The sequence below is a fragment of the Pseudomonas sp. AD21 genome, assembly GCF_002878485.1.
Classification (GTDB): Bacteria; Pseudomonadota; Gammaproteobacteria; order Pseudomonadales; family Pseudomonadaceae; genus Aquipseudomonas.
The window spans coordinates 78,925-103,893 of record NZ_NQYG01000017.1 but is presented as its reverse complement, the minus strand read 5'-3'; the positions used below and the strand labels follow the sequence as shown (position 1 = coordinate 103,893).

Annotated in this window: 21 protein-coding genes and 1 pseudogene; 11 read left to right on the top strand and 11 right to left on the bottom strand. The window is 59.0% G+C overall.

Features of this window, described 5'->3' with window-relative positions; translation table 11 throughout:
• Positions 1-144: 144 nt before the first annotated feature.
• Positions 145-513: an endonuclease domain-containing protein gene (locus tag PseAD21_RS13565; RefSeq protein ID WP_102356127.1), complete on the top strand. Its 369-nt coding sequence runs from the start codon at positions 145-147 to the stop codon at positions 511-513.
• A 387-nt stretch (positions 514-900) separates the two neighbouring features.
• Here PseAD21_RS13565 and PseAD21_RS13560 read toward each other — a convergent pair whose 3' ends face one another.
• Positions 901-1,308, bottom strand: a complete 408-nt coding sequence (locus PseAD21_RS13560; RefSeq protein WP_025109399.1) for an HPF/RaiA family ribosome-associated protein — start codon at positions 1,306-1,308, stop codon at positions 901-903.
• A 200-nt stretch (positions 1,309-1,508) separates the two neighbouring features.
• Positions 1,509-2,456 (bottom strand): LysR substrate-binding domain-containing protein, encoded by a 948-nt coding sequence (locus PseAD21_RS13555; RefSeq protein WP_025109400.1) that lies wholly within the window; start codon positions 2,454-2,456, stop codon positions 1,509-1,511.
• Positions 2,457-2,591: 135 nt separating this feature from the next.
• On the opposite strand from PseAD21_RS13555, the gene PseAD21_RS13550 reads away from it, so the two are divergent.
• The 3 genes from PseAD21_RS13550 to PseAD21_RS13540 all read left to right on the top strand — a co-directional run bounded on the left by PseAD21_RS13550 (position 2,592) and on the right by PseAD21_RS13540 (position 5,971).
• Positions 2,592-3,968, top strand: a complete 1,377-nt coding sequence (locus PseAD21_RS13550; protein WP_102356126.1) for an L-serine ammonia-lyase — start codon at positions 2,592-2,594, stop codon at positions 3,966-3,968.
• Positions 3,969-4,054: 86 nt separating this feature from the next.
• Positions 4,055-5,356, top strand: a complete 1,302-nt coding sequence (locus PseAD21_RS13545) for a serine/threonine transporter (RefSeq protein ID WP_102356125.1) — start codon at positions 4,055-4,057, stop codon at positions 5,354-5,356.
• Positions 5,357-5,653: 297 nt separating this feature from the next.
• The gene (locus PseAD21_RS13540) at positions 5,654-5,971 is read left to right on the top strand and encodes a DUF3509 domain-containing protein (RefSeq protein ID WP_102356124.1); all 318 of its coding nucleotides are present in this window, start codon (positions 5,654-5,656) and stop codon (positions 5,969-5,971) included.
• On the opposite strand, the gene PseAD21_RS13535 is transcribed toward PseAD21_RS13540, so the two are convergent.
• Together PseAD21_RS13535 and PseAD21_RS13530 are read right to left on the bottom strand one after the other, a co-directional pair.
• On the bottom strand, positions 5,968-6,468 hold the full coding sequence (locus PseAD21_RS13535; RefSeq protein ID WP_003221775.1) for a phosphate-starvation-inducible protein PsiE: 501 nt from the start codon (positions 6,466-6,468) through the stop codon (positions 5,968-5,970). The two genes, PseAD21_RS13540 and PseAD21_RS13535, sit on opposite strands and share 4 nt — an antisense overlap.
• A gap of 329 nt (positions 6,469-6,797) precedes the next feature.
• Complete coding sequence (locus PseAD21_RS13530; RefSeq protein WP_102356123.1) at positions 6,798-7,517, bottom strand: autoinducer binding domain-containing protein; 720 nt, start codon at positions 7,515-7,517, stop codon at positions 6,798-6,800.
• 155 nt (positions 7,518-7,672) lie between these two features.
• On the opposite strand from PseAD21_RS13530, the gene PseAD21_RS13525 reads away from it, so the two are divergent.
• The 5 genes and pseudogenes from PseAD21_RS13525 to PseAD21_RS13505 all read left to right on the top strand — a co-directional run.
• Entirely contained in the window at positions 7,673-8,227 is a 555-nt protein-coding gene (locus PseAD21_RS13525; RefSeq protein ID WP_102356122.1) for an acyl-homoserine-lactone synthase, read from the top strand.
• A 140-nt stretch (positions 8,228-8,367) separates the two neighbouring features.
• Positions 8,368-9,612 carry an AfsA-related hotdog domain-containing protein gene (locus tag PseAD21_RS13520; protein ID WP_102356121.1) on the top strand — a complete coding sequence of 415 codons (1,245 nt, stop codon included), beginning with the start codon at positions 8,368-8,370 and terminating at the stop codon, positions 9,610-9,612.
• Entirely contained in the window at positions 9,612-10,757 is a 1,146-nt protein-coding gene (locus PseAD21_RS13515) for an NADH:flavin oxidoreductase (RefSeq protein WP_256588144.1), read from the top strand. The genes PseAD21_RS13520 and PseAD21_RS13515 overlap by 1 nt, the downstream gene beginning before the upstream one ends.
• 13 nt (positions 10,758-10,770) lie before the next feature.
• Positions 10,771-11,541: an SDR family NAD(P)-dependent oxidoreductase gene (locus PseAD21_RS13510; RefSeq protein WP_102356119.1), complete on the top strand. Its 771-nt coding sequence runs from the start codon at positions 10,771-10,773 to the stop codon at positions 11,539-11,541.
• A gap of 189 nt (positions 11,542-11,730) precedes the next feature.
• Positions 11,731-11,985 (top strand): annotated as a pseudogene (locus PseAD21_RS13505) (YebG family protein); the annotation flags it as partial.
• 154 nt (positions 11,986-12,139) lie between these two features.
• Here the strand turns inward: PseAD21_RS13505 and PseAD21_RS13500 are convergent.
• Positions 12,140-13,159, bottom strand: coding sequence for a Glu/Leu/Phe/Val dehydrogenase dimerization domain-containing protein (locus PseAD21_RS13500; RefSeq protein ID WP_025109410.1), 1,020 nt, complete (start codon positions 13,157-13,159; stop codon positions 12,140-12,142).
• A 172-nt stretch (positions 13,160-13,331) separates the two neighbouring features.
• On the opposite strand from PseAD21_RS13500, the gene PseAD21_RS13495 reads away from it, so the two are divergent.
• On the top strand, positions 13,332-14,135 hold the full coding sequence (locus PseAD21_RS13495) for a SirB1 family protein (RefSeq protein WP_102356117.1): 804 nt from the start codon (positions 13,332-13,334) through the stop codon (positions 14,133-14,135).
• Between the two features lie 55 nt (positions 14,136-14,190).
• Here the strand turns inward: PseAD21_RS13495 and PseAD21_RS13490 are convergent, their stop codons facing one another.
• The 4 genes from PseAD21_RS13490 to hmgA form a co-directional block, all read right to left on the bottom strand.
• A complete protein-coding gene (locus PseAD21_RS13490; protein ID WP_102356116.1) occupies positions 14,191-15,561 on the bottom strand; it encodes an aromatic acid/H+ symport family MFS transporter in 1,371 nt (456 codons plus the stop codon).
• A gap of 156 nt (positions 15,562-15,717) precedes the next feature.
• Positions 15,718-16,353 (bottom strand): maleylacetoacetate isomerase, encoded by a 636-nt coding sequence (gene maiA / locus PseAD21_RS13485; protein WP_102356115.1) that lies wholly within the window; start codon positions 16,351-16,353, stop codon positions 15,718-15,720.
• 12 nt (positions 16,354-16,365) lie between these two features.
• Positions 16,366-17,670, bottom strand: coding sequence for a fumarylacetoacetase (gene fahA, locus PseAD21_RS13480; RefSeq protein WP_102356114.1), 1,305 nt, complete (start codon positions 17,668-17,670; stop codon positions 16,366-16,368).
• 3 nt (positions 17,671-17,673) lie between these two features.
• Complete coding sequence (gene hmgA / locus PseAD21_RS13475; RefSeq protein WP_102356113.1) at positions 17,674-18,978, bottom strand: homogentisate 1,2-dioxygenase; 1,305 nt, start codon at positions 18,976-18,978, stop codon at positions 17,674-17,676.
• Positions 18,979-19,143: 165 nt separating this feature from the next.
• Between hmgA and PseAD21_RS13470 the strand changes: the two genes are divergently transcribed.
• Positions 19,144-19,929, top strand: a complete 786-nt coding sequence (locus PseAD21_RS13470; protein WP_102356112.1) for an IclR family transcriptional regulator — start codon at positions 19,144-19,146, stop codon at positions 19,927-19,929.
• Positions 19,930-19,934: 5 nt separating this feature from the next.
• Here PseAD21_RS13470 and PseAD21_RS13465 read toward each other — a convergent pair whose 3' ends face one another.
• Both PseAD21_RS13465 and PseAD21_RS13460 read right to left on the bottom strand, forming a co-directional pair.
• Complete coding sequence (locus PseAD21_RS13465; RefSeq protein WP_102356111.1) at positions 19,935-23,354, bottom strand: DUF6543 domain-containing protein; 3,420 nt, start codon at positions 23,352-23,354, stop codon at positions 19,935-19,937.
• A gap of 592 nt (positions 23,355-23,946) precedes the next feature.
• Positions 23,947-24,858, bottom strand: coding sequence for an SDR family oxidoreductase (locus PseAD21_RS13460; RefSeq protein WP_102356110.1), 912 nt, complete (start codon positions 24,856-24,858; stop codon positions 23,947-23,949).
• Between the last annotated feature and the right edge of the window lie 111 nt (positions 24,859-24,969).

The window sequence follows — 24,969 nt, the reverse complement described above, 5'->3', positions numbered from 1 at the left end:
TCGATGTACAACGCCAGACACCTCGGTCGGCCCCCTCTCCCTCCGGGAGGGCTGGGGTGAGGGTCAGCGGGTCAGCGGGTCAGCGGGTCAGCGGGTCATGGTCTACAGTAAAACTTCAAACCAACTTCACAAGGATCGTGAAGCATGCAAACCCGCCCCACCCTCGCCCAATTCGCCCGCCAGTTACGCGTCAACCAAACCGACTGCGAACACCTGCTCTGGCAAAAGCTTCGCTCCCGCCAGATCGCCAATCTGAAATTTCGTCGGCAGTTTCCCTGTCCGCCTTACGTGCTGGATTTTTACTGTGCTGAGCTGAAGTTGGCGATTGAACTGGATGGCGGTCAGCACTTTGAAACGCAGGAACTGATTCATGACCAACGCCGGACGCACTATCTGAATCAAAAGGGCATTGAAGTCGCGCGTTTCAGTAATCTCGAGGTGATCCAGCAGATGGACGATGTGCTGGAGCAGATCATAGGAATTGCGGCGAATCGAAAAATGCCCTCACCCTAACCCTCTCCCAGAGGGAGAGGAGACTGACCGGGGGATGCTTGCGAGCTACGCCGACCTGATTCTGCTTTACCGAATCCATAATCGACTCGGTTTTTCAGGTCGACGTACCTCTTCAGACACCTCGGTCGGACCTCTCCCAGAGAGAGGGGGACTGATTGCGGGATGCTTCAGAAATACATCGACCTGAAACCGTTTTGCCGAATCCATAATCACTCGGTCTTTCAGGTCGACGTACCTCTTCAGACACCTCGGTCGGCCCCCTCTCCCGGAGGGAGAGGGCTGGGGTGAGGGGCCGCTTTCTTATGCCCTGCGCAAAAACCGCCACAAACAAAAACGGGCCTGCATTCGCAGGCCCGTTCTCATTGGGTGGCTTATGAAATCAGCGTATCAACTGTTGATCGCTGCCTGTTCATTCTCGTCAAACTCTTCCGCCAACAGCTTGTCGTTGGCCTTACCGGTGAATGGAACCACAGCGGCACGTGGTTTTCCTCGCAGTTTGCCAAACAGGTGCTCAAGCGCGTGTTCCAGTTTTTCGGCTGCACCATCGATCGCCTGTTCCAGCGAATCGGCTTTATGGGTGACGGAAATCGGTTGATGGCCTTTTGGCCGCGCTTCCAGTTGGCAGCGCAAGTCATGGGGACCTGGTTTGTCACCGTTCTCGTCGCTCAGGTGGACTTCGACACGGGTCAGGTCTTCTTCATAACGGTCGAGCGTGCTCTCAATGGTTGTACGTACCCACTCCTCCAGTCGTTTACTGCTTTGAATATGGTTATCGCTATTGACTTGGATTTGCATAGTTCATCCCTTATTTCAGCTAGCTCGCAAGAGGCCTTGAACAGGATTTCGTGACCCCTTGATTACAACAATCGGCCCGACTGACGAACATTTCAACCCCTGAAAAAAGATAAATATTCATACGCAAAAAAAGCCGGACAACCGAGCAAGTCGCTGGTAAGGTCGGGAGTTGGGTCGCCTCGCAACCCTGCAAAAATTGCTCACAATTGCCCGTCGTTCAACGGGTGCAAGCTGCGGAAAATCCCCGCCTCCTCCACCAGCCAGTCATGCACTGCGCGCACGCCCGGATGGCTCAACGCCCCCGGCGCATACAGCAACACGTAACGTTTATGGTTGGGCACCGACAGCCCGAACGGCACAATCAAGGTGCCGCGTTCCAGCTCATCGTTGAGCAACGTACGCCGGGCAATCGCCACGCCCATGCCGGCGATCGCCGCTTCGATGGTCAGGTGATTGCGATTGAAGGTGTGGCCGCGCCGAACGTCGGCGCCTTCGAAGCCGATCGCGTTCAGATAAAACTCCCATTCCGCGTATTCATAGCTGCCGCGCCAGGCGGTGATGTCGTGCAGCAGCGGGAAATGCACCAGATCCGCCGGCCCATGCAGCGGCGGGCGTCCACGCAGCAGACTCGGTGCACACACCGGGAAAATCTGCTCATCGAGCAAGGCTGTGGATAACAGCCCCGGGTAGCTTCCGTCGTTCAGGTCAATCGCCAGATCAAAGTCGCCCTCGTGCAACGGTACGCTGCTGTCCTCGGCGACCAGGCGCAACTGGATGTCCGGAAAACGTTGTTGCAGGCGCGGCAGACGCGGGGTCAGCCACTTGCTGAGGAACGACGGAATCGAGCGCACGCGCAGAATCCCGCTGATCATCCCGGCATCCAGTCGGCGCAATTCGGCATCGATGCTGCCGTAGGCTTCATTGACCGTAATCGCCAGCCGCTGTCCTTCGGCGCTCAACTCCACGCCCCGCGCACGACGGTGAAACAGGCGAAACCCAAGGCGCTCTTCCAGTTGACGGATCTGCTGGCTGACCGCTCCAGGGGTGATGTGCAGCTCTTCGGCGCAGCGGGTGAACGACAGGTGCCGCGCGGCACAGGAAAACACCTGCAGCCAGACGTAGGTCTGGGCATGCAATTGACGACTCATCGTTTAGTCCTGCTAAAGGCTTTCTTAGGAAGTTTCGTTGGTCACGTAAGACCGAGGTAGGCAGTATCGCCGACATTGCGCTTGTCCTACAAAAAATGGCGGCGATTCCTACTCCATTGCTTGTAAGGCTTTAGCATGGCTATCAGTGTTTTCGATTTATTCAAGGTCGGCATCGGTCCGTCCAGTTCCCACACCGTCGGCCCGATGCGCGCCGCCGCGACCTTCGCCCAGGCGCTGATCGACCAACGGTTGCTGAACGACGTGCGTCGGGTGGAAATCCGTTTGTACGGCTCGCTGTCGGCCACCGGTGTCGGCCACGCCACCGACCGTGCCACGGTCATGGGCCTGATGGGCGAGTGGCCGGACAGCATCGATCCGGCGACCATCGACCCACGCATCCAGCAACTGTGCGAAAGCGGTCTTCTGCCCCTCGCCGGTCAGAGAGAAATTGCCTTCAACTGGCAACACGATCTCCTGCTGCTGGATGAAAGCCTGCCCTACCACCCCAACGCCATGTCGCTGACAGCCTTTGGCGAAAGCGCCGAGCTATTCACACAAACGTACTACTCGATCGGCGGCGGTTTCATCATCGAAGCAGCGGAAGCCGAGTCCGGTGTGGCGCCGGCCGGTGACGTGGTGCTGCCGTACGACTTTTCCAGTGCCGCCGAACTGCTGAGCCTGTGCAAGCAGCACGGCCTGCGGGTCTCGGAACTGATGATGGCCAACGAACGGGCCTGGCGCAGCGAGGATGAAATCCGCAAGGGCCTGCTGCACATCTGGTCGGTGATGCGCGAGTGCGTCGAACAGGGCCTGCGCCACGAAGGCATCCTGCCCGGCGGTCTGAATGTGCCGCGCCGGGCGGCGAAACTGCACCGCAGCCTGTTGGAAATCGGCAAACCGAATGTGATCAGTTCAACGCTGTCGGCAATGGAATGGGTCAACCTGTTCGCCCTCGCCGTCAACGAAGAGAACGCCGCTGGCGGGCGCATGGTGACGGCACCGACCAACGGTGCGGCCGGGATCATTCCGGCGGTGCTGCACTACTACATGAAATTCAATCCGGACGCGTCCGACGATGACGTGGTCGCGTTCTTCATGGGCGCCGCCGCCGTCGGCATTTTGTGTAAGAAAAATGCCTCGATCTCCGGCGCCGAAGTCGGCTGCCAGGGCGAAGTCGGTTCAGCCTGCGCCATGGCGGCTGCGGGCCTGGCCGAAGTGCTCGGCGCGACCCCGGAGCAACTGGAAAACGCCGCCGAAATCGGTCTGGAACATAACCTCGGCCTGACCTGCGACCCGGTCGGCGGCCTCGTGCAAGTGCCGTGCATCGAGCGCAATGCCATCGCCGCGGTGAAAGCGATCAACGCCACGCAAATGGCCCTGCGTGGCGACGGCAAACATTTCATTTCCCTCGACCGGGTGATCCGCACCATGCGCGATACCGGCGCCGACATGCACGACAAATACAAAGAGACTTCACGGGGTGGCCTGGCCGTGAGCTGGGTGGAGTGCTGACGCGCATTCCCTGACCGCCCCGGCAGGCCGCAACTTGCGGCCTGCCAACCGTGAGCCCGAGCAAAAATAATAACGAGGCAAAAACGATGACCGATGTACGTACACCTGCTGCCGAAAATCCCGCTGTAGATCTCACTCGCAACACAGAAACGGCCCACAAGGGCTGGAGCAAATCTGACACTACCTGGATGCTCGGCCTTTACGGAACTGCGATTGGCGCCGGTACCTTGTTCCTGCCGATCAATGCCGGTGTCGGCGGTTTCTGGCCGTTGCTGATGCTGGCGCTGCTGGCGTTCCCGATGACCTTCTTCGCTCACCGGGGCCTGACCCGCTTCGTGCTGTCCGGGCATTCGGGCGACATCACCGAAGTCGTCGAAGAACACTTCGGCATCGGTGCCGGCAAGCTGATCACCCTCCTGTATTTCTTCGCGATCTTCCCGATCCTGCTGGTGTACAGCGTCGCGCTGACCAACACCCTGAGCAGTTTCCTCGAACACCAGTTGCACATCGCCCCGCCACCCCGGGCGATTCTGTCGCTGGCGCTGATCCTCGGCCTGATGGTCATCGTGCGTTGCGGCCAGAACGTGATCGTCAAAGCCATGAGCGTGCTGGTCTATCCGTTCGTCGCCGCCCTTTTGCTGCTCGGCCTGAGCCTGATCCCCAACTGGAACGGCGCGTTCTTCGCCAGCGCTCAGGAGGCGATGCCGCTGTCGGTGTTCCTCAAGACCTTGTGGCTGGCTATCCCGGTGATGGTGTTCTCGTTCAACCATTCGCCGATCATCTCCGCGTTCGCGGTTGACCAGAAGCAGCGCTATGGCGCCCAGGCCGAGCGCAAGAGCAGCGGCATCCTCGCCATCGCCCACGGCATGATGGTAGTGACGGTGATGTTCTTCTGCTTCAGTTGCGTGCTGGCGCTGTCGCCGGCGGATCTGGCAGCAGCGAAGGCGCAGAACATTTCGATCCTGTCGTACCTGGCGAACCATTTCCAGACGCCGGTCATCGCTTACGCCGCACCGCTGATTGCGCTGGTGGCGATCACCAAATCCTTCCTCGGCCACTACATCGGCGCGAGCGAAGGTTTTCAAGGCATGATCGTCAAGAGCCTGCGCGGCCGTGGCAAGGTGATGTCGGCGAGCTGGCTGAACCGTGCGACCGCACTGTTCATGATCCTCAGTTGCTGGGCCGTAGCGACCTTCAACCCGAGCATCCTGGGCATGATCGAAAACCTCGGCGGACCGGTGATTGCCTGCCTGTTGTTCCTGATGCCGATGTACGCCATCCGCCGCGTGCCGGCCTTGCGCCAGTACTCGGGTCAGGTGTCCAACGTATTCGTGGTGCTGATCGGCCTGATTGCACTGTCGGCGATCATCTACTCGGTTCTGCCCTGAAACGGGCCACAAATGATAAAGGCGAGCCAGGTGCTCGCCTTTTTTCTGCCGTATCCATTGTGCGAAAACGTTCCCGGCATAGCCCTTGCTACATCCCTGCAAGCACTGCCGCAGGCCGCGATTTCTGGCTCTTGATGACCCGCGTCAACGCACCGAAGAGCAAAAGACCGCAGCCTGCTACAGCACTTACAGAAGCACTTGGCGAAATGGCCACGGAATGGCCGATGGTCCGGTATGGCGAACCAACCTGATCACGGCCGGTCAACAACTGCACGTTCAATCAGGCGGTGACGCATCATGGACAACCCTTTTCAGATCATTACCGATGCCTTCGCGCCGGACTATCAGATCAACCTGAGCATTCAGGGGCTGGACGGCAGCATCATGCTGACCCTGTCCAACAACGGCCGGGTCGTGGCCAAACGCATGATCAGCGCCGAACAGCGCAATGACCCCAAGCGCCTCAGACGCCTGGTGCAAAGCATTCAATTCGGCATTGCCATCGAACAAGGGCACAGCGCGATGGCGATCCTCGAAGCAATGACCAACGGCGACGGGCTGACCCCGCCGCCGCCACGGATCAACGGCCCGTCCCGTCAGGCTGCCGGGATTTAAAGCTCGCCCTTCTCGATCTCGGGGTGTTCACCGGAACCGGCGCCGAGCTTGCGTTGCGGTTTCTCGATCTTCACCGAGGGAAATTGCGACGAGGCGTAACGCACCACCAGGATCGAGAACGCCAGCAGCAGAATCCCGCCGCACAGGTAGATGATGCCCATGTCGGGCGGGTTGTGGTGCGAGACGTTGGAGATCAGCAATCGCGTCAGCGCGGTAATCGCCACGTAGATCAGGAAGCGCACCGGCATGTGGTTGGTCTTGAAGTAAATCCCGACCATCGCCCCCAGTTCGAGATAGATGAACAACAACAGAATGTCATCAATCTTGATGTGGCCTTCCTCGAGCATGCCGAGGAACTCCATCACCGCGGCCCACGCGGTCACCGCACCAATGGCGAACAGCGCCAGATAGTGAAAGGTCTCGACGAACAGGTTGCCCAGTGACTCGGCCAGTTGATGCACGTTTTGCCGCAGTTTCTCGGCCCAGTTTATTTTCACGATGATGTTCCTTAGCCCGATGCGAGCGGATGATGCCGGTTGGACGTGACGGTTTTCTGTATGCGCTTTGTGCCATGCAGAAACAAGGCCACGCATCATGGCGAGCCGGTATAAAACCTGCGCCGTGGCGTTTGGTCGCACCGCAGAACAACTACCGTCAGCAGAATTGATTGTGACGGTATAACTGAAATTTCTTGATGAATTAATTACGTTCGAAAAGGTATTGGCTTATAAGCGAAATATGACTGACCGGCTAAATATGTGAACTTGCTCACATTCACCCCGGTTATTGACCAGGCAGCCAGTCATTCAATAAATTATTGTTGTAATTATTTCCAGAGCAGCCCCATCAAAGAAGCTTTAACCGCAGCAGCAATCTTGTTTTGGCAACCAAGCTTCTTCAGGCAATGATTTATATGGAAGTTCACCGTCCTTTTGCTGATGCCGAGGATCACCGAAACATCGTCCGATGACTTTCCGTCAGCCGTCCATTGGAGGATTTCCTTTTCTCGCTGCGACAACTCGATCGGCACTGGCAGAACAGAATCCGCCCCGCGCATTTGTAATCGGGTGAGGCCCAAATGGGTAATCTGGGCCAGCCAGGACAACTCCGCCTGTTTGGTCTCGAGTTCCAGCGCGGTGATCGTCTCGCCGCCCCGGGCAAATGTCACCAGCCCTTGAGTTTCGCTGTTGAGCAGCGTTTGCCCCCAGCCCTCCGAGAGTCCGTGAGACTGCGCCTCCTGCCAGAACTCGGGCGCCTGAGTCTTGAGTTCGGCGTCCCACAGCACCGGTTTCACACTGCGCATTGCGCGCATGACGTAAGGGTCGATTTCCAGGTAACGATTGGCGGAATAGGCAGCTTGCCAGGCGGGAGAGTAGTTATTGGCGAGAAACAGGCAAGGTTTGGTGATAGGAAAAAGCCTGCGTGAACCATAGGCCACATAATCAAACTCCAACTGCCTGGCAACGGTCTTGATATTGTCGAACAATAATTCGACATCCGTTGCAGACATGGCGTTTTCCAACAGTTCAGCCTGCCAGTACGACATAGAGATTCCTTTCTCACCGTTATTGCTGTCGGCCTCTTGCCAACATGCCTAGCATATTTCCAAATGTTTCCGCTAGCTGTCAAGGGTGACAGGTAGTATGCGATCGCAGTGTGCACTTTAATCGCCGCCTAACCAATCACTAAACGGAATCTGTGATGGATTACTTGTCAGGACGTTATGACCAGTTGACGACAGTAAAGCGTCAACGCTTGGCTCAATATCGCTATCAGGTCTTTGTCGAACGCCTCGGCTGGCAATTATCAACACCGGACGATTTCGAGTTCGACCAGTTCGACCACAGTGGCACCCATTACATCGTCGCTGAAGAGGACGACGGCAACATCAAAGGTTGCGCGCGCCTGCTGCCGACCACCCAACCGTACCTGCTGAGTGAGGTGTTCACCTCGCTGCTCGGCGACACGCCTGCCCCGTGCGGCGACGACATCTGGGAGCTTTCGCGCTTCACCTCTCTGGACCTCGATGCCGAGGGCGGAAAAAACGAACAGGTGATGTCCGACGAAAACACCGTCGGACTGTTCATGGCCACCCTGGAATACGCCAGGACCTGCGGCGTCTCGCACCTGGTGTCGGTTTCACCGGTGGCGATCGGACGCCTGTTGAAGCGCGGTGGCATCGACTACAAATGGCTGGCTCCGCCGCAGGTGCTGGACAACCGCACCCTGGGCGCGTGCTACATCACGGTGCAGTAACCCTTCCCGGCATTCGATAACACATGCGCACATCCAGTGAAGCTGCTGACAGCCGTCGAGCAGCTCACATCGGTGTGGGTCGATTTCACGACATGGATAGCAACCGCAGCACAACCAACGTTCAACACAGAGGGATGATCATGATCGACATGCAAAGGAAAGTTGCCAAAGATATCGTCCACAAGGGCCATGATGACGATGTACTGATTTACGACGCCCACCACTTGCTGCCAGCCTGGCTGCCTGCCGCCATTGTGCAGCAGGCCAACCTTGATCCGACGGATCTGGAAATCATCAATCAGGCCTATCGACTGGACAGCGATCGCCTGGTGCTGCGTTCGCTGCCAACGATCATCGACCTCGACGAGCTCGAACAGGCAGGCCTGTCGGATTGTCTGCCGGAGCTGCTGACCCACTACGAAAAAGCCACCGACCACCTGATTCTCAGTGGTGTCTGGGTGCTGGAAAGCACCGAGGCCAAACTGGCCCAACTGCCTGGCCAGCCCCCTTTGCTCGATCTCGGCCAGCGCCGATGCGTACACGAAATCCTGAAGCAGATCGACGGTTGCCCGCAACAGGGCCTGCTCTACTTCACCCTGTTCAACGACACCGCCAACTACTTCTTCTACCGCAAACACCATGAGCACGTTCCCGGCCTGATGCTGATCGAAGCGGCACGCCAGGCAATGTACGCGCAGTTCTACGAACACAGCGGCTACGCCCGAGGTGAAGTGTCGATTTCCATCGTTGACCTGTTATCGAGCTTCCCGCGTTACACCGAGTCGTCGTTTCAGGTCGACGTACTCGTCGGCGATTACGAAGGCATGGCGCAACCACGGGGGCGCAAGGTCGACAAGCGTGCGCGTTTCTTCCAGCGCGGCGAGTTGGTGGCCGACATCCGCCTGCACGGTGAAGTGATCAAGATGCCGGTGTTCAAACGCATGCGTAACATCAGCATCGACCCGGCCTGCTGGTTCCGTCCGCTCAAGGGCATCCGCCATGAAGTGCTGGTGCGCCTGGATTCCGGTCGCCATCTGTCGGCGCGCCTGGAGTTGTTGTCGATGGCCGGCTTGCAAGTGCAGTGCGACAGCCCGCTCGACGCATCCGAGCGCGGCCACGTCTATCTATATCTGGAAAGCGAAGGAATGCTCAGCCTGCCACTGCAGTCACTGCACGTCAGCGATGCGGGCAAGGCCGGCACGCTCAGGCTGCAATTGGCCGAACTGGATTCATCGCTGCGCTTCAAATGGCGCGAAGTGCTCAAACAGTTCGCCTACTTCTCTCACGAAGAAATCACTCCGGCGCCAGTGGTCGCCCTCGAGCAGACACTGTGGATGACGTTCGACCAGGCCTCGGCAATGCCCGAGCAAAGGAAGGAGGCATGATGTCGCGCTATCCCCACGTGCTTGAACCTCTGCGCCTTGCCGGCGGACTGGAATTGCGCAATCGGCTGTTCTTCGCCTCGATGGGCGTGGATCTGGCCGATCACAGCGGGTGTGTGACGCCCGCCATGATCGAGTTCTATCAGGGCATCATGGAGGGCGGCTGTTCCATGGCGTTTCTGTGCAACGCCACGGTCTCGCCGCAGTCACGCCTGCAAAGTACCGGCCTGGGTCTGTTCGAGGCGCATCAGGGCGAATCACTCAAGGCCATGTTCGCCATGGCCAGTCGCGTCAACACCCCGGTGGGTGTGCAGTTGCAGCATTACGGCGGTCAGGGCACCACCACGCACACCGGAGTTGCCGTGCTGACACCCAGTGGCGTGCCCTGCCCGCGCGTGTCGAAACTCGACCCGGACTATCGGGTGCGGATCATGGACGAAACCGATATCGCCCTGGTGATCGAGCAGTTCGCCCATTCCGCCTGGCTGGCCTGGACCAACGGCGCGCAACTGGTGCAATTGCAAGCGTCCAATGGCTACTTGCTGAGCAGTTTTCTCTCGCCGCACACCAACCATCGCACGGACCGTTACGGCGGTAGCGAAGAGAATCGCGCGCGTCTGTTGCTTGAAGTGGTCAAGGCCATTCGCGAGCGCACCGAGGGCCAGTTGATCGTCACTATCCGGCTCGGCATCGATGATCGCCTGGGTGATGCAGGACTGCAGTATCCCGACATCAAGGAAACCGTTCAGGCCCTCTGCCAGGCAGGTGTCGCCGCGCTGGAATGTTCGATGTGCATGGGCGCGACATTCGGCCAGTTGATCATGCACTCCGAGACCATGGACGAGTACCTGCAAGCCGGCGTCCGGGCGATCAAGGCCGTGTCGACGGTGCCGGTGGGCTATGCCGGCTTCATCGATGGCCTGGACAAGGCCGAACAGTTACTGGCCGATGGCGTGTGCGACTGGGTGGGAATGTCGCGGGCGCTGTTTGCCGACAACGACCTGATCAACAAAACCCTGCAGGGCCGTTCCGCCGACATCCATAAATGCCGATGGGACAGCCAGTGCTTCAGCGACAAAAGCAACCCACGTCTGGACCGAGTGTATTGCTGCGTGAACCCGAAATATTTACGCCCCGCGTTGGCATAAGGAGATGCGACACATGTACGATTTTCTGGGAAAAGTGTGCCTGGTCACCGGCGGCACCGCTGGCATTGGCGAGACCGTCAGCGAGCGTTTGATCAGGGCTGGAGCCGAGGTGATCGTATTCGGCAGAGACGAGGAAAAGGGCGCGGCCCTGGCCGATCGGCTGGGCGAACACTGCCGGTTCATCGCCTGCGATGTCGGTGATCCGGCGCAGGTCGAGCAGGCCTTCGCGACCATTCGCTCGGTCTACGGCAAACTCGATTGCGCGTTCAATAATGCCGGCGTCACCGCACGTTACGGCGCGCTGGCGGACTCGTGCCCGGAAGACTGGATGAAGGTGATGAACATCAACGTCAATGGCACCTACCACTGCATGCGCCATGAGCTGCAACTCATGCTCACTCGCGGCATTGGCGCCATCGTTAACACCTCGTCCTGCGCCGGCGTCGTGCCGATTGGCGGCCAGGTGGCGTACGTCGCCAGCAAACAGGCAATCAACGGCATGACCCAGGTCGCATCGATTGAAAACGCCCGGCTCGAAGAGGGCGGCTGCATTCGCGTCAACGCGGTCGCGCCGGGTCCGATACTCGGCGGGATGAACAGCGAGGCGCGTCTCAAGGCAGCGCCGGAAAACACCCAGCGCAAAATCAACGTGACCTCGATGAAACGCTTCGGTACGGCGGATGAAGTGGCCAACGCTGTACTCTGGCTGCTCAGCGAACAGGCGGCGTACGTCACCGGGGTGATCATGCCCATCGATGGTGGCTACGCCAGCGGCAAGTTCTGACAACAAATAAAACCCGAACGACCCGCCATGCGCGGGTCGTTTTGTTCGGCGCCGGAATCAGAAAAAACGCCAAATCCGGTCTACATTGAAAAGCCACTACCCAAAGCGCAGGGATTCGCTTATCCTTTCGCTGTATATAAATACAGTAGTCGCTAAGACAACTAAATGTGAAGGCATGTGAGGTGGTGAATGGCCGTCGAAGTGGTATACCGCAGCAGCCGAGATCTGGAGCGCTTGTTCATGGATAAAGCCGAAGCTGACCGTCATGACAAAATGCTCGAACTGGCCGAAATGCTGTCCGAAGTGTTGCAAAAAGCCGTTCCGTCGCTGAACGAGCAACAGGTTGAAGAAGTCGGGATCTACATGGCGAAGAACCGCGATGTGTTCGCCAAGGCCTTCAAGAGCCAGCCTGATGCCCTGTCGGAGCTGATCAACGCACCGGCCGAGCCGGTGGCAGAAGAAGTGGCTGAACCGGCAGAGTCTGCCGAAGCACCGGTCAAACCGGCAAAAACTGCGAAAGCTGCCAAATAATCGTTACCTGAATTGAACAGGCCCCGAGTCATATGGCTCGGGGCCTTTTTCATGCTCGCTGAACAGCTCAGCGGTACAACACTTTCTCCGCCAACTCATCTGCCACCCGTGCAGGCGAGCGCTTCTCGGCCTGCGCATGGGCGAACACTTCGGTCAGGCGCGAGCAGATTTTCGACAGGTGCGCGGTAATCGTCCCCAGCTCTTCGCCGCGATGCTTGAGCGAGACGTAGATCAGGCCACCAGCATTGATCACGTAGTCCGGCGCATAGAGGATGCCGCGCCGCTCCAGCTGATCGGCCACGTCCAGATGCGTCAGCTGATTGTTGGCCGAGCCCGCCACCGCCGAGCAACGCAATTGCGTCACCGTGTGGCTGTTGAGCACGCCACCGAGGCCACACGGCGCGAGGATGTCGCAAGGCGTACTGAGCAACGCGTCGTTGGCGATCGGGTGGGCATTGAGCTGCTCCATGGCCAGTTGCACCTTGCCGTGATCGATGTCGCTGACCAGCAATTCAGCCCCCGCCGCGTGCAGCTGCTCGGCCAGTGCGTAACCGACGTTGCCCAAGCCCTGAATCGCCACGCGCAGGCCCTCGAGATTGTCACTGCCCAGCCGCGCCATCGCCGTAGCGCGAATCCCGGTGAACACGCCCATCGCCGCATGCGGTGCCGGATCGCCAGCCGAGGTGGTGCTGGTGACATGCTGGGTCTGCTGGGCGATGCAATCCATGTCCGCCACCGAAGTGCCGCTGTCGATGGCGGTGATGTAGCGACCGTCGAGCTGATTGATGCAGCGACCAAACGCTTCGAACAATGCTGCGCGGTTTTCCACATGCGCCGGGCGCACAATCACCGCTACGCCGCCGCCCTGGGCAAGACCGGCCAGCGCCGCCTTGTAGCTCATGCCTTGCGCCAGGCGAATGGCATCCTCGACTGCGGACTCGTCGTTGGGATAGGCAAGATAACGACAACCGCCCAGGGCGGGCCCGAGGCGACTGTTATGAATGGCAATGACCGCCTTCAACCCGGTGACCGGGTCAACGCTGAGGTGCAGCGATTCCAGGCGAGTGCTTTGCATGAGAGCGAACATCGGCAGGCTCCCGAATCACTTCTGGTAGACGCCAGTATAGGCTTGCGCCCAAAAATTGCTGAAGCGCACCGGAATAAGCACCCGCCTCGACGGTGACTTTGCGGCATAACCTGGTCGGTACTGGACGAATGGCACGGACGGGGCTAAAACGAGGCATTCCCCGGAGATTCCGATGAGCCCGCGCCAACGTTTTTTCGAGAGTCTGCACCGTTCACCGCCCGCGCTGTTCGAAGCTGCGCTGTGGATGGCCGCCGAGCACGAAAAAGGCCTCGATGTCGAAGCATTGCAGCAAGACTTCAAGGAGTTGCAACAGCGCGTCAGCTACGGTTTGCCGATGTTGCCGGTCAGCGAGCTGGCACAGCCGTTGTTGCGGCGGATGAATGATCTGGGGTTTGCCCAGGACGACTTTCTGCCGCTGCGCCCGCAGGCGGCCTTGCTGCATAAAGTGTTGCAGACCCGACGTGGCCAGCCGTTGGCCCTGGCACTGATTGCACTGGAGTTGGCGCGCGGTCTGGAGATCCCCTTGGTCGGGGTGAACTTCCCCGGGCATTTTCTGCTGCGGGTACCCGGTGCCGACCATTTGCTCGACCCCTGCGGCGGGCGGCGTCTGTACCCCAACGATTGCCGCGATTTGCTGCAGCGCCAGTACGGCGCGCACCTCAAGCTCAACGCCGACCATCTCGCCACCGCTACCCCGTTGCAGATGCTCCAGCGCCTGTCACGCAACCTGCGACAGTTGCATCTGGCGCATGAGGACTACATCGCCGCGTTGATCGATGCCGAACGCGTGCTGGAACTGGGCAGTGCCAGCGCAGCCGATTACCTGGCCCGCGCCAGCCTGTACCAACGCCTCGACTGCCCGAACGCCGAGCGCTTCGATCTGGAACATGCGCTGCTGCTCAGTGACGACCCGATCCAGCGCCTGCGCCTGACGGAACGCCTCGGCCACCTGCCCCCGAACTCCGTCGTCCACTAAACGCCTTTTTGTAGGCGTGAGCCTGCTCGCGAAGCAGGCGTCGCCGATTTTCCTGTCAGACCGCGTTATCGTTCTTCGCCAGCAGGCTGGCTCCCACATTGGGCGGGGTGGACTCGGAGGGCGAGCGCACCTGGATGATCAACAGCGCTGCGATGACCGCCGGAATCGCGCAGAAGAAGAAAATCTGCGCCACCGGAATGTGCATCGCCAGCAGCATGCTGCCGAACAGCGGCCCGAGGATCGAACCAAACCGCCCTACTCCCAACGCCCAGCCAGTGCCTGTGGCCCGCACATGGGCCGGGTAGAAGTTACTGGCGAAGGCGTTCAGCGTCAGTTGTCCACCGATGATGCAGAAGCCGGCCGCAAACACGCAGGCCACCAGATAACGCGGGTTGTCGTGGTTCAAACCCAACAGAATGGTGCACACAGCCGCCCCGGCCAATACCGCGCAAAGCAGGCGCACCTTGCGTTTCAAGCGGTCGGCAAACCACGCCATGCACACGGCGCCCAAGGTGCCGGCGAACAGGAACATCGATGTCACCAGATTGGCTTCATTGAGTTTCAGACCGCTTTCGAGCAATAGCGTCGGCAGCCAGCTGATCATGAAATACAGCAGAATCAGGCTGACAAAAAACGTCGCCCAGATCAGCAGGGTCGGCCGTGCGTAGCCGTTTCGGAACAACTCGACCACCGTCAGTTTGCTGCCCTGTTCGCGCTCGTTCTGTTCGGCCGAGGCGACCGGTGGTTGCCAGTCTGGCAGCATCCGCGCGGTGACTTTGCGCAGGCGCGCATAGGGCGGTGCATCGCGTAGCAAACGCGGCAGGGATTCCGGCAGCATCCACCACAAAAACGGAAACAGCAGCAGCGGCGTGACGCCGCCGGCGAGGAACACTGCTTGCCAGCCAAAGCGATCAATGAAACCCGCCGCGACAAACCCGCCCGCCGCACCACCAAAGGAAAACCCACAGGCCGCCAATGTCACCATCAACGTGCGCAGACGCGGCGGTGAGTATTCCGACATCAAGGCCATGGCACTGGGCATCGCCCCGCCCATGCCGATGCCGCAGATGAAGCGCGCGATCATCAAGGTATTCAGCGAATCGGCGAACACCATCAGCACCGTAAGGCTGGCGTAAATCAACACGCACGCGAGCAGGATTCGCCGCACACCGAAGCGGTCGGCCAGTGGTGTCACGGCGAGCGAACCGAGCGTGAGGCCCAGCAGGTTGGCGCTGAAAACAGGCCCGAACGCGGCTTTTTCCAGTCCCCAGTCCTGGGCCAGGGCCGGCACCACGTAACCCAGCACCTGGGCGTCGTAACCGTCGGTGACCAGCAACAAGGCGAGCAGGATCAAGAGCAACCACTGATAGCGGGACACAGGACGGGCGTCGAGTGCCGCCCGGAAGCTGGCAATCTGGTTGTGCATCGCAAGGTACCTGTTTTGTTTTTATGATTTTTTGTGCGGTGCTGATCCCTTGTAGGAGTGAGCCTGCTCGCGATAGCGGTGTGTCCGTCAACATCCCCGTATCTGACACTCCGCTATCGCGAGCAGGCTCACTCCTACATTGGGCAGTGTGGAACTTTATGGGGTATCCGGCTGGTTGGCCGGATGCGCCTTGATGAACGCCGGATGCTCAGCCGCCAGTGCCGCCACCCGACGAATCCGTGGATAAGCCTCCAGCGATACATTGAAACGCTCGGCCGCGTACAACTGCGGGATCAGATAGACATCCGCCACACACGGCCACTCACCGAAACAGAAACCGCTGTCACCGATCAACTGCTCGACGGTCGCCAGCCCTTGGCCGATCCAGTGCGCAATCCACTCCACCACCTGCGGCTCCTCGTGCCCCAACTGACGCAGGCGATTGAGCACGCTGACGTTGTGCAGCGGATGCACGTCGCAACCAATTACCGCCGCCACACCGCGCACATGGGCGCGGGCGGCGAGGTCTTCCGGCAAAAGGGGCTTCTGTGGATAACGTTCCTCCAGATACTCGATGATCGCTGGCGACTGAATCAGCAACTCACCGTCATCGGTGCGCAAGGCCGGCACCCGGCCCTGTGGATTGATCGCCAGATACGCCGCCTGCCGATGCTCGCCCCCGGATGGCGCGATCAGGTTGACTGGCAGCGCGGTGTAGTCGAGCCCCTTCAGCGCCAGGGCAATGCGCACCCGGTATGACGAGGTCGAACGGTAGTAGGTGTAGAGATCCATGGTCCGCTCCTGTCAGCGCGCCGCCAGCACTTTGCCGCGGCACTCGCCGAAACCGATGGAGGCAAAACCGTCACGGGCACAACGTGCGCGCAGGATGATTTCATCACCGTCCTCGAGGAATTTACGCACCTCGCCAGAGGCCAGTTCGATCGGCTTTTTGCCGCCCTCGGTGATTTCCAGCAGACTGCCGAACTGACCGCTTTGCGGGCCAGACAAGGTGCCCGAACCGAACAGGTCACCGGCCTGCAACTGGCAACCGTTGACGCTGTGGTGCGCGACCATTTGCGCGACGGTCCAGTACATGTAGCGAGTGTTGCTCAGAGTCAGACGATGGGCCGGCAGATTCTGCTCGCGCATGGCTTCGGTGAGCAGCAGCACTTCGAGTTCGATGTCGAAAGCACCAGCCTCCTGATCGCGTTTGTCGAACAGGTATGGCAGCGGCTGCGGATCACCTTCAGGACGCGCCGGTTGCGCGGTACGGAACGGCTCCAGCGCTTCAGCCGTCACCACCCAGGGCGAAACACTGGTGATAAAACTCTTGGACAGGAATGGTCCCAGTGGCTGGTATTCCCAGGCCTGAATATCGCGGGCCGACCAGTCGTTGAGCAGGCAGAAACCGGCGATGTGCTCGGCGGCGTCACCGATGGCAATTGAATCGCCCATTTCGTTGCCCTGACCGATCCAGATGCCCAGCTCCAGCTCGTAGTCCAGGCGTGCGCAAGGGCCGAAGGTCGGCTCGCTCGCACCGGCCGGCAACGTCTGGCCTTTCGGACGGCGCACGTCGGTACCGGAGGCGCGCACCGTGGAGGCCCGACCGTGATAACCGATCGGCACGTGCTTGTAGTTCGGCAGCAGTGGATTGTCCGGACGGAACAGTTTGCCGACGTTCTGTGCATGCTCGATGCCCACATAGAAGTCGGTGTAGTCGCTGATGCGCGCCGGCAGGTGCATCTGGCAATCGGCCGCCAGTGGCAGCAGTTTTGCGCCTTGGGCTTCAATGGCGCCGCGATGGCTGCTGCCCTCGCTGAACAATTCCAGCAAGTGGCTGCGCAACGCTGCGCGGGCCTCGCGACCGAGGTCGAAGAAGGCGTTCAACAGGCCACCGTGCATGGCTTCGACTGCGCTGCGGGCCGCGCCGTCGAACAACCCGGCTTCGAGCGCCACCTGCAGATCGAAAATGTGCTCGCCAATCGCCACGCCTGCGCGCGGCGCCGAACCGTTGAGGCTGAACACCCCCAGCGGCAGGTTCTGCAGAGGGAAATCCGCGTGGCCGTTGGCCGAAGCGACCCAGCTGCGGGTGATGGAAGTCTGCGTCATGGGTTATCTCCGGGTCGGGTCGAACGTGGCGGGCAGCGTGGCCCAGCAGGCGTCGTAATTGGATTGCAGTTGCGGGCAGTCGAGGGCGAAACGGCTTGGGCGCAGCACCTGACTGGTCTCGAACATGAAGGCCATGGTGTTATCGATTTTCGCCGGTTTGAGCTCGGCGTTGATCGCTTTGGTGCAGGTTTCGCCGTCCGGGCCGTGGGCGCTCATGCAGCTGTGCAGGGACGCACCGCCGGGCACGAAACCTTCAGCCTTGGCGTCGTACTCGCCCTGGATAAGGCCCATGAATTCGTTCATCAGATTGCGGTGGAACCACGGCGGACGGAAGGTGTTCTCAGCGACCATCCAGCGTGGCGGGAAGATCACGAAGTCGAGGTTGGCCAAGCCATGCACGCTGGTCGGCGAAGTCAGCACGGTGAAGATCGACGGATCCGGATGATCGAAACTCACGGTGCCGATGGTGTTGAAACGACGCAGGTCGTATTTGTACGGCACGTTGTTGCCGTGCCAGGCGACCACGTTCAGCGGCAAGTGATTCAGTTCGGTAACCCACAACTGGCCGAGAAACTTCTGCACCAGCGTCGTTGGCTGCTGGAGGTTTTCGTAGGCCGCGACCGGGGTCAGGAAGTCGCGCGGATTGGCCAGGCCATTGCTGCCGATCGGCCCCAGATCCGGCAGGCGCAGCGGCGCGCCATGGTTCTCGGCAATGTAACCGCGGGCCTGCGCATCGAGCAGTTCGACGCGGAACTTCAAGCCGCGCGGCAACACGGCGATTTCCAGTGGTGCCAGTTCCAGCACACCCAATTCGGTGGCAATACGCAGACGCCCGAGTTGCGGCACCAGCAGCAGCTCGCCGTCGGCGTTGAAGAACACCCGTTCCATCGAACGGTTGGCGACGTAGTTGTAGATGCTGATGCCGGATGGCTTCTCGGCGCTGGCGTTGGCGGCCATGCTCAGCAGTCCGTCGATGAAGTCGGTCGGCTCGGCCGGGATCTCCAGCGGATTCCAGCGCAGACGATTGGGGGTCACTTCACCCAACGGGCCGCCGGCCAGTTGCCGCTCCAGTTTGACGAAGGCCGGGTGATTGGCCGACGGCTGAATCCGATACATCCAGGTACGCCGTGCTTCACTGCGAGTCATGGTGAACGCGGTACCGGAAAACAATTCGGTGTAGAGACCGTACGGCGCTTTTTGCGGCGAGTTCTGGCCAACGGGCAAGGCACCGGGCAACGCTTCACTGCTGAATTCGTTGCCGAAACCGGACTGGTACGCCAGCTCCGACGCGGTTGAATCGAGGTTCATGGAGCCTCCTGAACAGGGAGTCGGCAGTGGCCCATCGCTCTGGCTCAGAGGTTTGCGCACGCCGGGGTTGTTATTATCGTAATTCGATTACGCATAACGTAATTTGCTCGCTATCCAGCGTCAAGCTATAAAGACGCCCATTCGTTTTCGGATCCCGGCCGCACCATGGAAAAAACCAGCGACAGCAACGGCAAACAGAAAGTCCGCTCCGCCGAGGTCGGCACCGACATCCTCAAGGCCTTGGCCGAGTTGTCGCCCTCCACGTCTCTGTCGCGTCTGGCCGAACACGTGCAGATGCCGGCGAGCAAGGTGCACCGTTATCTTCAGGCACTGATTGCCAGCGGTTTTGCCGAACAGAACGCCGCCACCAACCATTACGGTCTTGGCCGTGAAGCGCTGCGTGTAGGCCTGGCCGCCCTCAACAGTATGGACGTGCTCAAAGTCGCCGCCCTGCCCCTGGCCGAGTTGCGCGACGAGTTGAACGAAACCTGCTTTTTGGCGGTGTGGGGTAATCAGGGCGCGACCGTGGTGCACATCGAACCCGCAGTGCGCGCGGTGACGGTGGTCACGCAACTGGGTTCGGTATTACCGTTGCTCAGCTCGTCCACTGGACTGGTGTTCAGCGCCTATCTGCCGCACCGGGAAACCGATGAACTGCGCGAGCAGGAAATCGCCGTTGCCGGCCATCCACTGGCTGATGAAAACACCTACAGCGGTTTGTGCGAACAGATCCGCGAGCGCGGTCTGCATCATGTTCACGGCTTGTTGCTGCCAGGTGTGGATGCGCTGTCGGCCCCAGTGTTCAACGCGGTCGGACAGATCGCCGCCGTGCTGACCATCGTCGGGCCGACTTCGCTGTTCCATGCTGACGAGAACGGCCCGGCGGCGCAGCGGTTACTGGCGGCGTCGCGGGCCGTGAGCTGGCGAATGGGTTACGCAGCGGCGACCTGAATGAATCAGGAGACGGTGGTTTTACTACTGTCGACAGCCTCGGTATCCAGCACTTGTTCAATCAGTTCGCGCAAACGTTCGTGACCGAGCTTTTGGCCGAGAGCCGTTGCCAGTAATCCCACCACGGTGTCGGCATCTCCCGCCAATTCGATCAACGTGCGCTGCAATCGGGTGACACTCTCGGCGCCGAGGCCTGCCTGGCCCAGCGTCGCCAGGCCAAGCAGTGCATCCCTGAAATGGGCAAACGCTTCGCCATTCTCACCGTAGTAATGGGCGTTCGCGCTGTCGTAAATGCTCTTGGCTACTTCCACGGCCGTCAGCGCCAGCCCTACTGGCGCAATGACCAGAGCGATAACCGATGCCGCCAGTTTCACATTGTCGTAGATCAGCCCACCAATGATCTCGGCAAGGCTGGTGGTGCGCTTGTCGATGTCTTCGATCACGCGACTGACATGAGCGTCGTAGGCGGTGCGCAAATCCCGGATCCGCGTATTGGTATAAGGCACGGGTGCGGGTACGTCCTTGACTGTCGCCTGTAGTTCATCGAAATAATCGTTGACCACTTTCTGATCGACGAGCGCGACACGATCGATGTAGTAGTTACGCAACGAACGCGCACGCAAGCGAATCGACCCGACAAAATCGGCAGCCTTGCGAAACGCGATGCGGTCCGGCGCATCCGGCGTGTAGAGAAAATCCGCTAAGCCCTGGCTGGTCATCGTCCTGAACACATAAACACCGTCGACTCTGCGGGTGTTTTTGATCTTGAACTCATAGACGCTTTCGCTTGCGACCACCGGGTCGGAAACCTTGATTGGCTGAGGCGTTTTCAACTCAGTGAGCAGGCGCTGCAAACTATTGAACTGTTCGTTGTTCAGTTGTGCATCGGCGTACTGGGAAACCAGCGCCAACGACATTTCGGCATGCAAGCGGCGCAAATGCACTTCTCGCTTGAATGCGTACAGTGGAGCTTTCGACTGGAACTTCGTCTTGAGCATCTCGATATACTTTTCCCCTGGCCGTAGCGTCTTCGACCAACTGGCAATGTCCTTGATAGTCAGGGCATCCAGTGAGGGTTGGGCAGTGCTCCAGTGAAAACGCGGGTAATCACTCGGGTCCCACTGAGGGCTGCTGGGCGGCTCGAAGGCCCGCTCTTGCACAATCAACTCAGTGAGTACCCAGTTTTCAGTTGCCGAGATCTGTACGAACACCAGGTCCGGATTGACCTCGACATAACGGCCTCGCGAACGAAGTACCTCTTCGATCCTTGTCTTGATCAGATCGCGGGCGAAGTTTTCATACGAGGGAAAACCGGTTTCACGCAACTCGACGGAGTACAAGGCCTTGAGTTCGGTCGTGAGGCGAACATGACGCTGACGCACCTCTTGCGGCACCGCTCGAAAGTTGAGTGGCGCAATACTGGCTGCGGCGCCTGCCGTCCATCCAAAATGCACTGCCACAACACCGGCCAACGGACTATCGGGCCTGCGCTTGAACTCTACCGAAGCCGCACGGATCCTGTTCAAATCAAACGCCAGACCTTTGGCATGTTGCAAATCATTGCCGATGGTTGGCAGATCTTTGGCATGCAGCATTGACGTTGCGTAAGTTGAATCGTTACTCAGCCATTCTTTGAGTTTGCTGGAAAACTCTTCAAAACGATTGAATCGCAAGAACCCGTTCCCCCCCTCGACCAGGCGCATGTAGACCAACTGTGGCCCGAGATCACGTCGCCCGCCCTGAAAAATCAAAATGTCTTTCAATGGTTGTGTCGCGCCAGCGAAATGCACGCCAGCCATCAATACGGACGGATCCCCCCCGAGCGCCTGATTGACCAGATCGAATTCGTTTTTTTCAAGACGCCGGCTGTGGAAGGCAACCAGTAGATCAAACTGGATTTCGCTGATCAGCTTATTGCTCAATGCATCGTGATAATCAGCCGACGGCGTGTCCGAGCGCGTTTCAACGAACTCTTTGCGCAGGTCCGTCTGTTGCAGCCATCGATTGAGCTTGTCCACTGTCAGTCCGGTATTTTCAGCCCCCACCAGAGTCAGCTTCGGTGCAAAACCAACGTCGTGAGCGCCGAACGCAACCAGTTCCGTCAGGCTGCGATTCTCCTCATGGCGAATGGTTTTCCCCCCGAGCTTCATCTCATAAGTGGTGTGAGCCCGAACGGTATTACCGTCCACAGAAACTCCCAGCGTACTTTTTGTCCACTCCGCCAACGTCGTTCGGGCGTAGTCCTTTAACGAAAAAGTGGGTGCGTGAGTACGCTGGAAATCCTCGTGGTACTTGCGCATCGACGTCTCGAGTTGCAGATAGTTGTTCTGCACGGATTCACCGGCTGCCTGCAGCCATGCCGGCCATTCGCCGCGACTGACCGCGGCTCGCAGCAGAGCAAAGTGCGACAGCCAGTGTTGCCGTAATGTGGAGAAACGTTGAATTTTTTCCAACGCAACCAGGCCTCCGGCCTCATCACGTTCCCGCGAGTTCGCCAGGCGTGCCACTTCATCAGCCTGCTGCTTGAGATGCGACTCGACGCAGAACTCGAAGACGCTTTCCTTCAGCCTCGGATAAGTAAGGCCATAACCGGCTACGGACAGGCGGCTGCACAGCGTTGCATGCAGATCATTACTGTTGACGAAAAACTCGTACCCTCGGGCGGGCGTGTAAAGGAAGCATGAGTAATGATCGTCATTGAGTGAAAGTTGCGGGGCACCCAGATTCGCCATGTCCACGATAAATACGGATGCCAATGACGTGGATGGCGCCCCAGCATCATTGATCAGGACTTTGTACAGCGAATAACCTGTCTCTGAAACCAAGGCTTTGGCAAGGTTTTCAGCTTGCCCAGACTCCAGGCGATTCCCCATGACACTCAGGGAAAGTTGCGCCATCAACGCTCTGGAAATGGCCTGCTGCAGAGCGGTCTTATTGCTGAACGCGCCGTGCACTGCGGGTGCCTGCCAGTACTTTTCAAGGCTGGTGCGATGCTCGCGGCTCAGCGCCTGCAGGGCGTTGTCGATCAGCCGCTCAACTTGAATCAGGTCCAGCCCAGACACTTTGAAACGAACGTCGGTGGTGTCAGGGCGATCATATAGACCATCAGCGTCGATGATGTAAGTCGGTGACAGAAAACGTGACAAACACTCTACGTAGACATCAAGTAACGAACCTTGGGGACGGCTATCCAGATTATGATCAACATCAGCCCTGTTGATAAATACCTTGTCCAACTGAACACCCGGATGGTACTCCCGCAGCTTTTCGACCAAGCGTTCACGGGCCATTTGCCTGAATGAAGGGATACCCTCAAGAGTGGCCAACAATTGCTGTCCAACCGAAATGGACTTGGTGATTTCCTCTGAACTCTCAACACGCTTATAAAGGGTATCGAGCATCAGACTGGTATACAGCCTCTTCATTAATAACTTCCTTATCTTCAAGTATTCGGGAAAACATTTAAGAACCCGAGAAAATCGAACTCGAATATAGAAGAAGCAAAACTGTATAAACACCAGACATTTATTGCGGAAAATTTAGCATATCAAAATAACTCAACAAAACCACGAAGAAACTCCCGTTATCAACCCGCCACCCTGCAACAACGACACTTCAGTTATTCTTCAATACAAAACCTTCTTGATCAATCATTTATGGAAACGTCTTTTTTACTGTGCAATAAGGCGCTTGATACCCGATGAAGCACCCACTACTGTTGCGCGCACCGTAACAGTGCATATCCAGAATCGGTATTTTTCCGCCGGCTCCAACCGCCTATTCTGATCGGGCTTTCACGGCATATGCCGCAAAGCACGAAGCCCTGGCTGCTGAGCAATTCGCGCCATGGCCGACCGATTTCAGATGAGTCGAATCTTCGATTTATCGCCCCGGTGTTCACTGACGTTGATTTGTAGCTCCTTGATCCAACGTCTTACCTTGGCCGCTGCGTTTGCAGCGGCCTTTTTTATGGGCGAAGGCTTTCCATGGGTCTTGATTCGCGGGAGATGACCGGACTCAGAGCGCGTACTTCTGCAAATTCGCCATCATTTCCTTCAACGCCTCGATATTGTCCTTCGGATGCGCAGCGCCTTCAAAGTCGCAGATCTGCTGCCAGTGCGCCGCCACATCTTCCGGGGAGAACCCCGCACGAGGATCGAACCCGGCGCCGAGGCTGCGTTCCCAACGCACCTTGCCCATCCAGCCGCCACCGACTTCGAACAAGCCGGACGTTTCCTGGCATTGCTCGCTGGCCAGGTACACCACCAGCGGGCTGACCAGTTCCGGTTTGAGCTGTTCGAACACTTGCGGCGGGATCAGGCCTTCGGTCATGCGCGTGCCGCCAGTGGGCGCAATGGCATTAACCAGGATGTTGTTCTTGCGACCTTCGATGGCCAGGGTACGGGTCAGCCCGTAGAGGCCAAGTTTGGCCATGCCATAGTTGGACTGGCCGAAGTTGCCATAGATGCCCGAAGTCGAAGCCGTGAAGATCACCCGACCGTAGCTTTGCTCGCGCAGATGCGGCCATGCGGCGCGAGTCACTTTGTAGGCGCCTTCGACGTGAACGCGATAGACCAGATCCCAGTCGGCGTCGTCCATTTTGTGGAAGGTCTTGTCGCGCAGGATCCCGGCGTTGTTCACCACCACGTCGACCCGGCCAAAGACATCGAGGGCGTTCTGCACCAGTTTGTCGCCGTCGGTGACCGAGTCGTGGTTGGCCTCGGCGATGCCGCCGGCTTCGCGAATCTGCGCCACTACGCGATCAGCGGCAGAGGCGTTGGCCCCTTCACCCTGAGTCGAGCCGCCGAGGTCGTTGACCAGCACTTTGGCGCCGTGCCGGGCGAACAGTAAAGCGTGCGCCCGACCCAGGCCACCGCCGGCTCCGGTGACGATCACGACTTTATCTTCGAAACGTACGGACTCATTCATCGCAGGAACTCCAGCAGGCCTGAGGGACAATAATCCCGAGTGTCAGGCACGGCGCGATAGGTCACAACGAACACGGCTGGGGCTGAATGGTGGGCGATAAGGCTGGGGGAT

Excerpts from the sequence above, each read along its gene's own strand:
- PseAD21_RS13490 (WP_102356116.1), bottom strand. The coding sequence starts at position 15,561 with ATGCACAACCAGATTGCCAGCTTCCGGGCGGCACTCGACGCCCGTCCT.
- PseAD21_RS13520 (WP_102356121.1), top strand. The coding sequence starts at position 8,368 with ATGATCGACATGCAAAGGAAAGTTGCCAAAGATATCGTCCACAAGGGC.
- PseAD21_RS13545 (WP_102356125.1), top strand. The coding sequence starts at position 4,055 with ATGACCGATGTACGTACACCTGCTGCCGAAAATCCCGCTGTAGATCTC.
- PseAD21_RS13515 (WP_256588144.1), top strand. The coding sequence starts at position 9,612 with ATGTCGCGCTATCCCCACGTGCTTGAACCTCTGCGCCTTGCCGGCGGA.
- PseAD21_RS13540 (WP_102356124.1), top strand. The coding sequence starts at position 5,654 with ATGGACAACCCTTTTCAGATCATTACCGATGCCTTCGCGCCGGACTAT.
- PseAD21_RS13530 (WP_102356123.1), bottom strand. The coding sequence starts at position 7,517 with ATGTCGTACTGGCAGGCTGAACTGTTGGAAAACGCCATGTCTGCAACG.
- PseAD21_RS13525 (WP_102356122.1), top strand. The coding sequence starts at position 7,673 with ATGGATTACTTGTCAGGACGTTATGACCAGTTGACGACAGTAAAGCGT.
- PseAD21_RS13565 (WP_102356127.1), top strand. The coding sequence starts at position 145 with ATGCAAACCCGCCCCACCCTCGCCCAATTCGCCCGCCAGTTACGCGTC.
- PseAD21_RS13460 (WP_102356110.1), bottom strand. The coding sequence starts at position 24,858 with ATGAATGAGTCCGTACGTTTCGAAGATAAAGTCGTGATCGTCACCGGA.
- PseAD21_RS13495 (WP_102356117.1), top strand. The coding sequence starts at position 13,332 with ATGAGCCCGCGCCAACGTTTTTTCGAGAGTCTGCACCGTTCACCGCCC.
- PseAD21_RS13465 (WP_102356111.1), bottom strand. The coding sequence starts at position 23,354 with ATGAAGAGGCTGTATACCAGTCTGATGCTCGATACCCTTTATAAGCGT.
- PseAD21_RS13500 (WP_025109410.1), bottom strand. The coding sequence starts at position 13,159 with ATGTTCGCTCTCATGCAAAGCACTCGCCTGGAATCGCTGCACCTCAGC.
- PseAD21_RS13550 (WP_102356126.1), top strand. The coding sequence starts at position 2,592 with ATGGCTATCAGTGTTTTCGATTTATTCAAGGTCGGCATCGGTCCGTCC.
- hmgA (WP_102356113.1), bottom strand. The coding sequence starts at position 18,978 with ATGAACCTCGATTCAACCGCGTCGGAGCTGGCGTACCAGTCCGGTTTC.
- PseAD21_RS13560 (WP_025109399.1), bottom strand. The coding sequence starts at position 1,308 with ATGCAAATCCAAGTCAATAGCGATAACCATATTCAAAGCAGTAAACGA.
- fahA (WP_102356114.1), bottom strand. The coding sequence starts at position 17,670 with ATGACGCAGACTTCCATCACCCGCAGCTGGGTCGCTTCGGCCAACGGC.
- PseAD21_RS13470 (WP_102356112.1), top strand. The coding sequence starts at position 19,144 with ATGGAAAAAACCAGCGACAGCAACGGCAAACAGAAAGTCCGCTCCGCC.
- PseAD21_RS13510 (WP_102356119.1), top strand. The coding sequence starts at position 10,771 with ATGTACGATTTTCTGGGAAAAGTGTGCCTGGTCACCGGCGGCACCGCT.
- maiA (WP_102356115.1), bottom strand. The coding sequence starts at position 16,353 with ATGGATCTCTACACCTACTACCGTTCGACCTCGTCATACCGGGTGCGC.
- PseAD21_RS13555 (WP_025109400.1), bottom strand. The coding sequence starts at position 2,456 with ATGAGTCGTCAATTGCATGCCCAGACCTACGTCTGGCTGCAGGTGTTT.